The organism is Corynebacterium uterequi, assembly GCF_001021065.1.
Taxonomy (GTDB): domain Bacteria; phylum Actinomycetota; class Actinomycetes; order Mycobacteriales; family Mycobacteriaceae; genus Corynebacterium; species Corynebacterium uterequi.
The window spans coordinates 484,085-496,486 of sequence record NZ_CP011546.1; the positions used below are offsets into that span (position 1 = coordinate 484,085).

General features: G+C 66.7%; 9 protein-coding genes. 8 read left to right on the forward strand and 1 reads right to left on the reverse strand.

The annotated features are described in order from the left end of the window. Window positions 1-19 precede the first annotated feature (19 nt). The 4 genes from upp to CUTER_RS02305 all read left to right on the forward strand — a co-directional run bounded on the left by upp (window position 20) and on the right by CUTER_RS02305 (window position 3,766). A complete protein-coding gene (gene upp / locus CUTER_RS02290; RefSeq protein ID WP_047259068.1) occupies window positions 20-655 on the forward strand; it encodes a uracil phosphoribosyltransferase in 636 nt (211 codons plus the stop codon). 35 nt (window positions 656-690) lie between these two features. Then, on the forward strand, window positions 691-1,050 hold the full coding sequence (locus CUTER_RS02295) for a helix-turn-helix domain-containing protein (protein ID WP_047259069.1): 360 nt from the start codon (window positions 691-693) through the stop codon (window positions 1,048-1,050). A gap of 75 nt (window positions 1,051-1,125) precedes the next feature. After that, complete coding sequence (locus CUTER_RS02300; RefSeq protein WP_047259070.1) at window positions 1,126-2,304, forward strand: amidohydrolase; 1,179 nt, start codon at window positions 1,126-1,128, stop codon at window positions 2,302-2,304. A gap of 55 nt (window positions 2,305-2,359) precedes the next feature. Continuing rightward, complete coding sequence (locus tag CUTER_RS02305; protein ID WP_047259071.1) at window positions 2,360-3,766, forward strand: NAD(P)H-quinone dehydrogenase; 1,407 nt, start codon at window positions 2,360-2,362, stop codon at window positions 3,764-3,766. Here the strand turns inward: CUTER_RS02305 and CUTER_RS02310 are convergent. Further along, window positions 3,763-5,076 (reverse strand): short-chain fatty acyl-CoA regulator family protein, encoded by a 1,314-nt coding sequence (locus CUTER_RS02310; protein WP_047259072.1) that lies wholly within the window; start codon window positions 5,074-5,076, stop codon window positions 3,763-3,765. The genes CUTER_RS02305 and CUTER_RS02310 overlap by 4 nt on opposite strands. A 172-nt stretch (window positions 5,077-5,248) precedes the next feature. On the opposite strand from CUTER_RS02310, the gene prpD reads away from it, so the two are divergent. The 4 genes from prpD (at window position 5,249) to CUTER_RS02330 (ending at window position 12,400) form a co-directional block, all read left to right on the forward strand. Then, a complete protein-coding gene (gene prpD, locus CUTER_RS02315) occupies window positions 5,249-6,751 on the forward strand; it encodes a 2-methylcitrate dehydratase PrpD (RefSeq protein WP_047259073.1) in 1,503 nt (500 codons plus the stop codon). Further along, a complete protein-coding gene (gene prpB / locus CUTER_RS02320) occupies window positions 6,751-7,683 on the forward strand; it encodes a methylisocitrate lyase (protein WP_047259074.1) in 933 nt (310 codons plus the stop codon). The genes prpD and prpB overlap by 1 nt, the downstream gene beginning before the upstream one ends. Before the next feature lie 11 nt (window positions 7,684-7,694). Continuing rightward, a complete protein-coding gene (locus CUTER_RS02325; RefSeq protein ID WP_047259075.1) occupies window positions 7,695-8,837 on the forward strand; it encodes a bifunctional 2-methylcitrate synthase/citrate synthase in 1,143 nt (380 codons plus the stop codon). 134 nt (window positions 8,838-8,971) lie between these two features. Then, a complete protein-coding gene (locus tag CUTER_RS02330; RefSeq protein ID WP_047259076.1) occupies window positions 8,972-12,400 on the forward strand; it encodes a pyruvate carboxylase in 3,429 nt (1,142 codons plus the stop codon). Window positions 12,401-12,402 lie beyond the last annotated feature (2 nt).

The following is a 12,402-nucleotide window of genomic DNA, read 5'->3' on the forward strand; positions in this document are numbered from 1 at the left end:
GGCGGCTAGCATGGAGGTTATGAATATCACAGTCGTCGATCACCCCTTGGCCGCCGCCCGCCTGACGATCCTGCGCGACGAGCGCACCGATAACGCCGCTTTTCGTTCGGCTCTCAACGACCTGGGCGGAATGCTGATCTACGAGGCCTCCCGAAACCTGGCCGTCGAGCAGTTCCCGGTCACCACCCCCGTGGCGGAAGCGACGGGCACGCGCCTGCAGAACCCGCCGATCATCGTCCCCGTCATCCGCGCCGGGCTGGGCATGATCGACCCGGCGCTGTCGATGATTACCGACGCGCAGGTGGGGTTCATCGGCCTGGCCCGCAACGAGAAGACTCACGAGCCGGTCCCGTACCTGGAGGCGCTGCCGGAGGACCTCACGGGGCAGCCGGTGTTCGTCGTCGACCCGATGCTCGCCACCGGCGGTTCGCTGCTGCACGCCATCCGCCTGCTCGCCGAGCGGGGTGCGACGGACATCACCGCGGTGTGCGTCGTCTCCGCACAGCCGGGGGTGGAGGCCCTGGCGGAGTCCGGCCTGCCGGTGCGCCTGGTGACGGCGACGATCGACCCGGAGCTCAACGACGACGCCTACATCGTGCCCGGCCTCGGCGACGCTGGCGACCGCCTCTACGGACCGCGTAACATCGACCTGTAGGTCACGACTTATTCGACGGCTTCAGGGGGGAAGTCTTGGATACCACAGCAATACACTGGCCCAGTTACCGCTCAGAGCTGGCCCGACGGGTGCGCGACACGCGCGTGATGCGGGGGATCAGCCAGCAGCGCCTGGCCCGGCTGGCGGGCCTGTCGCGCAACGCGCTCGGCCAGCTGGAGTCGCCCGACGGCCCGAGCCCGCGGGTGTCCACGCTCTACAAGGTGGCTTTTGCCCTCGACGTCCCGCCGATGGTGATCCTTCCCGCGGTGGGGTTGCCCGTGTTTGGGCAGTGTCCGGTGGAGCGGCCGCCCTACGCGGTGAGCTGGCCCTGCAGCCCGGCGGACGTCGAGCCCTTCGACGCCTCGCTGAAGTGGGGGCTTCACCCGGACGATTAGTGAACAGCTTAGTCTAGTACTACACTTTCCCACAGATTTTCGCCGAGGAAGACTGTGGGAAGGATGGCGCCGGCCATGTCGATCACCGAACACGTGAACGCGTGGCTGCGCGAGCACTACGACGACGTCATCTCCTGGCGGCGGCACATCCACTCCCACCCGGAGCTGTCCGGACACGAACACGCCACCACCGAGTTCCTCGCCGGCATCCTGCGCGCCCACGGGCTTACCCCCCACCTCTTCCCGGGCACCGGGCTCATGGTCGACATCGGCCCCGCCGGCGGCGACCGCTTGGCCTTCCGTGCTGACATCGACGCCCTGCCCATCGTCGAGGCCACCGGCCTAGAGTTCTCCTCCATCCACCACGGCGTGTCCCATTCCTGCGGCCATGACGTCCACACCACCATCGCTCTGGCGCTCGCCTGCGCCCTGGCTGGCGCCGACCTCCCGCAGGGCGTGCGGATCATCTTCCAGCCCGCCGAGGAGGTCATCGAAGGCGGGGCGACGGACGTCATCGCCTGGGGTGCGCTGGAGGGGGTGCGCACTCTCTACGCCGTGCACGTCGAACCGAAGCTGCGAGTGGGCACTGTCGGCGTGCGCACCGGGGCGATCACCTCCGCCACCGACATCGTCGAGATCGAGGTCACCGGCCCTGGCGGGCACACCTCACGCCCGCACCTGTCCGCCGACGTCATCTACGGCCTCGGCACGCTGGTCACCCAGCTGCCGGCCCTGCTGTCGCGACGGGTGGACCCGCGCACCGGCACCGTGCTCGTCTTTGGGCAGATCGAGTCCGGTTTCGCTGCCAACGCCATCCCCCAATCGGGCCGGGTGCGCGGTACCGTGCGCACCTCCGACATCGCGACGTGGCGGGTCATTGAGGGCCTGCTCGACGAGCTCGTCACCGCCACGCTAGCCCCGACCGGGTGTGGCCACGTCTTCCGCTACACCCGCGGTGTTCCCCCCGTGCTCAACGACGACGTCGCCACCGCCCTGCTCGCCGACGCCGGGCGGCGCGTCGACCCGCAGGCCATCATCGAGGCGCCCCAATCCAGCGGCGGGGAGGATTTCTCCTGGTACCTGGAGCATGTTCCCGGCTGCATGGCCCGGCTCGGGTGCTGGTCGGGGGAGGGCGACCGTGGAGATCTGCACCAAGGTGACCTGCTCGTCGACGAGCGTGCCATCGCTGTGGGGGTAAGGCTGTTTGCCTCCGTTGCGGAGGAATACTGCTCCACAGGGTTGGCTAACCGCTAGGCTGGGGGTGCTGACGCGTCCAAACATCCGGCCTGAAAGGTTCTGACGACTTCCCATGAAAAAGCGCATTGTGATCATCGGTGGCGGCCCCGCGGGATACGAAGCGGCGCTGGTGGGAGCGAACCTCGGGGCGGACATCACCCTGGTGGAAAAACAAGGCGTGGGCGGCAGCTCGGTGCTCTACGACTGCGTGCCGTCGAAATCTTTCATTGCGGGCGCGAACATCAAAACCGACCTGCGTCGCGCCGAGGACATGGAACTCAACGCCGGCATCGGCAACACGAGCCTGTCGCTGACCGCGCTTAACGCCCGCGTCGTCGAGCTCGCTAACCGCCAGTCCGCCGACATCCACCAGCAGATGCAACGCGCCGGCGTGAGGGTCATCGACGGCCTCGGCTACTTCGCCGAGGAACAGTCGACGACCACCATTCACCACGTCACCGTGGACCTCACCGAGGGCGGCACTGAAACCCTCGAATGCGACATCGTCCTCGTCGCCACCGGCGCCAGCCCGCGCGTGCTACCTAAGGCGCGGCCCGACGGCGACCGGATCTTCAACTGGCAGCAGGTGTACACCCTCACCGAGTTGCCCGAACACCTCGTGGTCGTCGGATCCGGCGTCACCGGCGCCGAATTCGTCTCCGCCTTCGCCGAGCTCGGCGTCGAGGTCACCATGGTGGCCTCTAGGGATAGGATCCTGCCCCACGACGACGCCGACGCCGCCGACACGCTGGAGCGAGTCCTCGCCGAGCGGGGCGTCAAACTAGAAAAGCACGCGCGCGTCGACGAGGTCGTCAACACCGGCGACGGCGTCATCGTGCGCACCGAGGACGGCCGCGTCATCCACGGCTCCCACGCGCTGATGTCCATCGGCTCTGTCCCCAACACGGCCAACCTCGGCCTCGACAAGCTCGGAGTCGACACGACCCCCAGCGGCCACATCAAGGTCGACCGGGTGTCAAGGACCAACATCTCCTCCATCTACGCCGCCGGCGACTGTTCCGACCTCATGCCGTTGGCCTCCGTCGCCGCCATGCAGGGCCGCGTGGCCATGTACCACGCCCTCGGCGAGGGCGTGTCCCCGATCCGGCTCAAGACCGTCGGCCAGGCCGTCTTCACCCGCCCCGAAATCGCCACCGTCGGCCTCAGTGAGCGGGAGATCGCCGACCGGCAAATCCCCGCCCGGACCATCACGCTGCCGCTGGCGTCGAACCCGCGCGCCAAGATGCGCTCGCTGCGCCACGGTTTCGTCAAGATCTTCTGCCGCCGCGGTTCAGGCATCGTCATCGGCGGCGTCGTCGTCGCGCCCATCGCCTCGGAGCTCATCACCACCATCTCCCTGGCCGTCTCCCGGCAGCTCACCGTCACCGACCTGGCCGAAACCTTCTCCGTCTACCCCTCGATGTCCGGCTCCATCACCGAAGCCGCCCGGCGGCTCATCGGCACCGACGACCTCGCCTAACGCGTAAGGTAACGCTCCTCCCGCGACTCCGCGAAGTCCACCACCACCTCCCGGCCCGCCTGCGGAAACGCCCGCTGCGGGCACCCCGAGCGCGCACACACGGAACACCCCGGACCGATCGGGGTGGCCGCCTCGGGGCTCAAATCCAACCCGTCCGAATACACCAACTGGTGCGCCCGGTCTAGGTCGCACCCCAGCGCCACCGCGAACTCTTTCCGGGGGCGGCCGAACCCGCGCGACGCTCCCGCCACGTAGCGCGCCACCCACAGATACGACCGGCCGTCGGGCATCGACGTCACCTGCCGCGTCACCCGATTCGGAGTCTCGAACGCGCGGTGGATCACCCACAGCGGGCACGTGCCCGAACTGCGCGAAAAATGAAAACTCGTCGCCGACTGATACTTCGAGATATTGCCGGCCCGATCCGTGCGCACGAAGAACAGCGGCACGCCGCGCGAGCCCGGCCTCTGCAGGCTCGACAGTCGCTGGCACGTCGACTCGAAACTGGTCGAAAACCGATACGACAACTTATCCACGTCGTAGCGCGTCTCCTCCGCCTGGTCGAGGAATTCCGTGTACGGCAAGGTCACCGCCGCCGCGAAGTACTGCGCCAACCCCAGCCGCGCGATCGCTTGCGCCTCCGTCGACGCCAAGTCGTCCACCAAACCGTCGAGGCTGCCTCGATGCACCGTCAGCGCGTAATGCAGCGCCATCTCGAAGCACAGCTGCGATTCGCGCAACCCCGTGCGCAGCGTCAGAGTGCGGGTATCGACGTCGAACCGCCGCCGCGGCCCGCTGGTGTCTCCCCGAAAGTTGACCGTCACCCCGGCGTCCCGGTCCAGCCGCTCCGACAACCGCCCCACCCGCAACTGCGGCGAACCCAACGACGCCGCCAACCGCTCGCCGGCGACGTCCAGCTCATGAATGTAGTGCCGCGCCTGGAAGAAGTAGTTCTGGGCCTGCGCGTAGGCGCTCGGCGCCGACGGCTGCGGGGGAGTGCGGATGAGCCGCTGCGCCACCTCCGGGTAGCGGCTGGCGATGTCCGCGAGCTGCTCCGACGGCACCCCCGGCAGCGCCTCCCGCAGCGCGGCGACGGTGCGCGCATCCCGATCCGCCGAAAAATAGGACGCATCGACGTCGAACGCCTCCGATAACGCCAGCAGCACGGCGACGCTCAGCGGGCGCTGGTCGTTTTCTAACTGGTTGAGGTAGCTGGTGGAGATGTTCAGCCGACGCGCCATCTCCGCCTGCGTGAGCCGACTGCCGCGGCGCAGCGTCCGGATTCGTCCCCCCGCGAAGAGCTTGGTCATGGTCTGGCACCCCTATGGAAATCCGGTGTGAACTGGCAAATTTGCTCACTTCGCACATTCGCCGCACTAATGCCACTTAACTATACATCCTTCGCTATGAGGTTGGACACGTTTTCGCGGTTAGGGTGATCTGCAACCGATTCGCCCCGCCCGCAATGCCGAAGGAGCAGCCGTGATCAACCACACCGTGCGCACCCACCCCAGCGCCGAAGACTTCCCCTACGAAGAGCACCTCGCCTACAAAATCGCCCGCGTCGCCGCCGACGACGTCGCCGTCCCCACCGACACCGCCGAGATGATCATCAACCGCATCATCGACAACGCCGCCGTCGCCGTCGCCTCCATCACCCGCCGCCCGCCCACCGTCGCCCGTCGCCAAGCACAGGCCCACCCCGCCGCCGACGGCCGCGGCGCCACCGTCTTCGGCATCCCGGGACGCGTCTCCGCCGAATGGGCGGCCTGGGCCAACGGCACCGCCGTCCGCGAACTCGACTTCCACGACACCTTCCTCGCCGCCGAATACTCCCACCCCGGCGACAACATCCCGCCGATCCTCGCCGTCGCGCAACACGCGAATAAGAAAGGTATCGACCTCCTGCGCGGACTTGCCACCGGCTACGAAATCCAGGTCAACCTCGTGCGCGGCATGAGCCTGCACGCCCACAAGATCGACCACGTCGCGCACCTCGGGCCGTCCGCGGCCGCCGGCATCGGCACGCTCCTCGGCCTCGACGTCGACACCATCTACCAGGCCGTCGGCCAGGCCCTGCACACCACCACCGCCACCCGCCAGTCCCGCAAGGGGCTCATCTCCTCCTGGAAGGCCTACGCGCCCGCCTTCGCGGGGAAGATGGCCATCGAAGCCGTCGACCGCACCATGCGCGGCGAAGGCGCCCCCGCGCCGATCTGGGAAGGCGAAGACGGCGTCATCGCCTGGCTCCTCGCCGGACCCGAGCACACCTACACCATCCCGCTGCCCGCCGACGGTGAGGAAAAACGCGCCATCCTCGACACCTTCACCAAGGAACACTCCGCCGAATACCAGGCGCAGGCCATCATCGACCTCGCCCGCCGCCTGCGCGGACGCATCGGCAACCTCGGTGACATCGAATCCATCGTGCTGCACACGTCGCACCACACGCACTACGTGATCGGTACCGGCGCCGGCGACCCGCAAAAGATGGACCCGACGGCGTCGCGCGAGACCCTCGACCACTCCATCATGTACATCTTCGCCGTCGCGTTGGAGGACGGTAAGTGGCACCACGTCGACTCCTACGCCCCGGAGCGCGCCGCCCGGCCGGAGACCGTCGCACTGTGGCACAAGATCTCCACCGTCGAAGACCCCGAATGGACCCGCCGCTACCTCAGCACCGACCCCGCCGAGAAGGCTTTCGGCGGCCGTGCCGTCATCACCCTGCGCGACGGCACCGTCATCGAGGACGAGATCGCCCTCGCCGACGCCCACCCCGGCGGCGCCCGGCCCTTCGGCCGCGAGCAGTACATCGCCAAGTTCCGCGAGCTGGCCGACGGCGTCGTCACCGCCGCTGAGCAGGACCGCTTCCTGGCCGCCGCCGAGAACCTCGCCGACCTCACCGACCTCACCGAGCTCAACATCGTCGTCTCCGACGACATCCTCGCGCAGGCCCCCGACACCCCGGAAGGACTGTTCTAATGCCCCTGTTCGCCCCCGCCACGACGCCCCACGAACGACGCGTCGCGCTGCGCGACTCGCTAACCGCCGACGCGATCACCACCCTGCCCGGCGCGTTCAACCCCCTGACCGCCCGGCTCATCGAGGACCTTGGCCTGTTCAGCGGCGTGTACGTCTCCGGCGCCGTGCTCGCCAACGACCTCGGCTTGCCCGACATCGGGCTGACCACCCTCACCGAAGTCGCCACCCGCGCTGGGCACATCGCCCGCGCCACGACCCTGCCCGTGCTCGTTGACGCCGACACCGGATTCGGCGAACCGATGTCCGCCGCCCGCACCGTCGCCGAGTTTGAAAGCGCCGGCCTTGCCGGTTGCCATTTCGAAGACCAGGTCAACCCCAAGCGCTGCGGCCACCTCGACGGCAAGGAAGTCGTCCCCACCGAGGTCATGGTGCGCCGCATCGCCGCCGCCGCCACCGAGCGCCGCGACGACGCCTTCGTCATCTGCGCCCGCACGGATGCCGCCGGCATCGAATCCGTCGACGCCGCCATCGCCCGCGCCAAGGCCTACGCCGACGCCGGCGCCGACCTCATCTTCACCGAAGCCCTCTACACCCTCGACGACTTCAAGCGCTTCCGCGACGCCGTCGACACCCCGCTGCTGGCCAACATGACCGAATTCGGAAAAACCGAACTCATCCCCGCCGGCACCCTCGAAGACATCGGCTACAACGCGGTCATCTACCCGGTGACCACCCTGCGCATCGCGATGGGCGCCGTCGAACAAGCCCTCACCGACATCGGCACCACCGGCACCCAGACCGCGTGGCTGGACCGAATGCAGCACCGCTCCCGGCTCTACGAGCTGGTCAACTACGCCGGCTACAACGCCGTCGACTCCGCCCTCTTCACCTACTCGCCCGACACCTACGGGTCCACCTTCGACACCCACTAAGGAGAACAATCATGTCCGACACCAAGATCTACAAGGGCCTCGCCGGCGTCGTCGCAGACTACACCGCCGTGTCCAAAGTCAACCCCGACACCAACTCCCTGCTCTACCGCGGCTACCCCGTCCAGGACCTCGCCGCGAACTGCAGCTTCGAAGAAGTCGCCTACCTCCTGTGGCACGGCGAGCTGCCCACCGCCGAGCAACTCGTCGAATTCAAAAAAGAATGCTGGAACAGCCGCGAGCTCAACCAGCGCACCATCGACGTCGTCATGTCCATGCCCCTGGACTGCCACCCCATGGACGTGCTGCGCTGCGCCATCTCCTTCCTCGGCGCCGACGACGAATACCACTTCACCGAAAGCATCGAGCACATCAAGAAAACCGGACGCGCGCTGCTGTCGAAGATCCCCACCATCGTCGCCCTCGACATCCGCCGCCGCCGCGGCGAAGGCTACATCACCCCGCGCAACGACCTCGGCTTCACCGAAAACTTCCTGTGGATGGTCTTCGGCGACGGTCCCGACTCGCCCCTCAACAAGCCCGGCGACGTCGAATGCTTCGACAAGTCCATGATCCTCTACGCCGAGCACTCCTTCAACGCCTCCACCTTCGCCGCGCGCGTCGTCACCTCCACCCAATCCGACGTCTGGTCCTCCATCGTCGCCGCCATCGGCGCCCTCAAGGGCCCACTCCACGGAGGCGCCAACGAAGCCGTCATGCACACCATGATCGAGATCGACGACCCCGCCCGCGCCGACGACTGGGCCAAAGCCAAGCTCGCCCGCAAGGAACTCGTCATGGGCTTCGGCCACCGCGTCTACAAGAAGGGCGACTCCCGCGTCCCCACCATGGAAGCCGCCTTCAAAAAGCTCGCCTCCGAGCACCCCGGCTCCGAAAAGTGGGTCGAGATGTACGACATCCTCGCCCAAACCATGTACGACAACACCTCCATCAACATCCGGCCGAACCTCGACTTCCCCACCGGCCCCGCCTACTACATCATGGGCTTCGACATCCCCTTCTTCACCCCCATCTTCGTCATGTCTCGCATCACCGGGTGGACCGCCCACATCATCGAGCAATACGAAAACAACTCCCTCATCCGCCCGCTCTCCGCCTACAACGGCCGCGACCAGCGTGAGGTCCCGACAGCCTAACCACCCCAGCCACCCACGATGACCGCCTCACCCACACCCCGGGGTGAGTCGGTCATCAATCGTTAACCTAGAACGAACACCCTCCCAATCCGCCCCCAACGTGTTCTAACTAACACAGAAAGGACCTCGCGCCCGTGACCACCGAGCAACTGCCCTCCTTCCGCAAGGTCCTCGTCGCCAACCGCGGCGAGATTGCGGTACGCGCATTCCGCGCCGCGTACGAAACCGGCGCCACCACCGTCGCGGTCTACCCCCGCGAAGACCGCAACTCCTTCCACCGCCCCTTCGCCGACGAAGCAGTCCGAATCGGCACAGAAGGCGCCCCCGTCAAGGCCTACCTCGACATCTCCGAAATCATCCGCGCCGCGAAACGCTCCGACGCCGACGCCATCTACCCCGGCTACGGCTTCCTCTCCGAACGCGCCGACCTCGCCCGCGCCTGCCGCGACAACGGCATTACCTTTATCGGCCCGACGCCGGAAACCCTCGACCTCACCGGCGATAAATCCGCAGCCGTCGAAGCCGCCAAGGCGGCGGGCCTACCGGTACTGCGCGACTCGGAACCGTCGACGGATCCGGACACGCTCGTCGAATACAGCCAGGATTTCACCTTCCCCATCTTCGTCAAGGCCGTCGCCGGCGGCGGCGGACGCGGTATGCGCTTCGTCGAAACCCCGGAGCAGCTACGCCAGCTCGCTGCCGAGGCTTCCCGCGAGGCGGAGGCCGCTTTCGGCGACGCGCACGTGTACCTGGAGACGGCGGTCATCAACCCGCAGCATATCGAGGTACAGATCCTCGCCGATTCCCAAGGCAACGTCATCCACCTCTACGAACGTGACTGCTCCCTGCAGCGCCGCCACCAGAAGGTCGTCGAGATCGCACCCGCCCAGCACATCCCAGCCGAGCTGCGCGACCGCATCTGCGCCGACGCTGTCCGTTTCTGCCAACACATCAACTACCAGGGCGCCGGTACGGTCGAATTCCTCGTCGACGAGTCCGGCAACCACGTCTTCATCGAGATGAATCCACGCGTTCAAGTGGAGCACACAGTCACCGAGGAAGTCACCGGCGTCGACATCGTCAAGGCCCAGATCCACCTCGCGGCCGGCGCCACCCTGGAGGAGCTTGGGCTGCGGCAGGACAGCATCGGCCTCGTCGGCGCCGCGCTGCAATGCCGCATCACCACCGAAGACCCGAACAATGGCTTCCGCCCCGACTCCGGCGTCATCACCAGCTACCGTTCCCCGGGCGGCGCAGGCGTCCGGCTCGACGGCAGCGTCGCCGTAGGAACCGAAATCACCCCGAATTTCGACTCGCTGCTCGTCAAGATGACGTGCCGCGGTGCCGACTTCCAGCAAGCCGTGCACCGCGCACTGCGCGCACTGAACGAATTCAAGGTCGGCGGCGTGTCGACCAACATCGGGTTCCTCCGCGCACTCCTGCGTGAACCGGAATTCCAGAACGAACGCATTGACACCGGGTTCATCAACGCCCATCCGCACCTGCTCGACGCTCCGTCGGCCTCCGACGCCCACGACCGCATCCTCCATTTCCTGGCCGATGTCACGGTCAACAAACCCAACGGGCCTGCGCCGACGCGTATCCAACCGTGGCGCAAGCTGATGAATGTTGACCTCGACGAGCCCCGTCGCCGCGGCTCCCGTGACGAGCTCCTCGAACTCGGCCCCCAGGGCTACGCCAGCAAGATCCGCGCCCAGCGCGCCCTCGGCGTCACTGACACCACGTTCCGCGACGCCCACCAATCCCTCCTGGCCACACGCGTGCGAACGGACACCCTCATCCACCCGGCGGTCGCCACCAGCCACCTCATGCCGCAACTGTTCTCCGTGGAAGCGTGGGGCGGCGCCACCTACGACGTTGCCATGAGATTCCTCTACGAGGACCCGTGGAAGCGGCTCGACGCGCTGCGCGAAGCGATGCCGAACATCAACATCCAAATGCTGCTGCGGGGCCGTAACACCGTCGGCTACACCCCGTACCCGGAATCGGTCACGAGGGCATTCGTCCAGGAAGCAGCCGATTCCGGCATCGATATCTTCCGCATCTTCGACGCTCTCAACGACGTCTCCCAGATGCGCCCCGCTATCGACGCGGTCTTGGAAACCAACACCACCATCGCCGAAGTCGCGATGGCCTACTCCGGAAACCTCCTCGACCCCCACGAGGACCTCTACACCCTCGACTACTACCTCAAACTGGCCGAGAACATCGTCGACACCGGCGCGCACATTCTTGCCATCAAGGACATGGCCGGCCTCCTGCGACCCGCCGCAGCCGCCAAACTCGTGGCCGCTCTGCGCAAGGAATTCGATCTGCCGATCCACGTCCATACCCACGACACCGCCGGCGGCCAGCTCGCCACCTACCTCGCCGCTGCCGAAGCCGGCGCCGACATCGTCGACGGCGCCTCAGCCCCCCTCGCAGGTACGACATCCCAGCCATCCTTGTCCGCCATCGTCGCCGCCTTCGCCAACACTAACCGCGACACGGGCATTGCCGAAGCTGCCGTTGCCGAGTTGGAACCGTATTGGGAAGGCGTGCGTCAGGTCTACGCGCCCTTCGAGTCTGGCATCCCGGGGCCAACGGGCCGCGTATACCGGCACGAAATCCCGGGCGGGCAATTGTCGAACCTCCGTACGCAGGCGACAGCCCTGGGCCTTGGCGACCGCTTCGAATTGATCGAAGACGCCTACGCTGGCGTGAACGAAATCCTGGGCCGGCCGACGAAGGTAACCCCGTCGTCGAAGGTTGTGGGTGACCTGGCGCTGTCCCTGGTCGGAGCAGGCATTACCCCGGCCGAATTTGCCCAAGATCCGCACAAGTACGACATTCCGGACTCGGTCATCTCCTTCCTCCGAGGCGAATTGGGTACCCCTCCGGGCGGTTGGCCCGAGCTCACCGAGAAGATCCTGGAGGGTCGTGGTCAGGGACACGCACCGATGGTCGATGTGTCGAAGGACGATGAGTCGAAGCTGCGGTCTGCGAACCGCCTCGATCGTCGCGCAACTCTGGATCGGCTCCTGTTCCCGAAGCAAGCCGCTGAGTTTGCCGAGCACCGTCGGCTGTTCGGCGACACGTCGCTGCTCGAGGACCATATCTTCTTCTACGGTCTGCCGGAGGGCGTCGAGACAGTTGTGCGATATGGGGATGCCGAGGACCAGCGGACGCCGATGGTGGTGAGGCTTGATGCCATCGGCGAACCGGACGATAAGGGTATGCGGTCCGTCGTCCTCACCGTCAACGGACAGATCCGGCCTTTGCAGGTTCGTGACCGTAACGTGGAATCCAACGTGGCCGAGGTGGAGAAAGCGAACCCGGCCGAGGCTGGGCACGTGCCGGCACCGTTCGCCGGCGTGGTGACCGTGTCAGTGAAGGCCGGTGACGCGGTGAAGGCCGGTGAACCGGTAGCGACGATTGAGGCTATGAAGATGGAAGCCTCAATTTCGGCCACTATCGATGGCACGGTGGATCGTGTCGCGATTTCGGGTGCGACGAAGGTGGAAGGCGGCGATTTGATCGTCGTCGTGAAGCCGGCGGAGTAGGC

Excerpts from the sequence above, each read along its gene's own strand:
- upp (WP_047259068.1), top strand. The coding sequence starts at position 20 with ATGAATATCACAGTCGTCGATCACCCCTTGGCCGCCGCCCGCCTGACG.
- CUTER_RS02300 (WP_047259070.1), top strand. The coding sequence starts at position 1,126 with ATGTCGATCACCGAACACGTGAACGCGTGGCTGCGCGAGCACTACGAC.
- CUTER_RS02305 (WP_047259071.1), top strand. The coding sequence starts at position 2,360 with ATGAAAAAGCGCATTGTGATCATCGGTGGCGGCCCCGCGGGATACGAA.
- CUTER_RS02310 (WP_047259072.1), bottom strand. The coding sequence starts at position 5,076 with ATGACCAAGCTCTTCGCGGGGGGACGAATCCGGACGCTGCGCCGCGGC.
- prpB (WP_047259074.1), top strand. The coding sequence starts at position 6,751 with ATGCCCCTGTTCGCCCCCGCCACGACGCCCCACGAACGACGCGTCGCG.
- CUTER_RS02325 (WP_047259075.1), top strand. The coding sequence starts at position 7,695 with ATGTCCGACACCAAGATCTACAAGGGCCTCGCCGGCGTCGTCGCAGAC.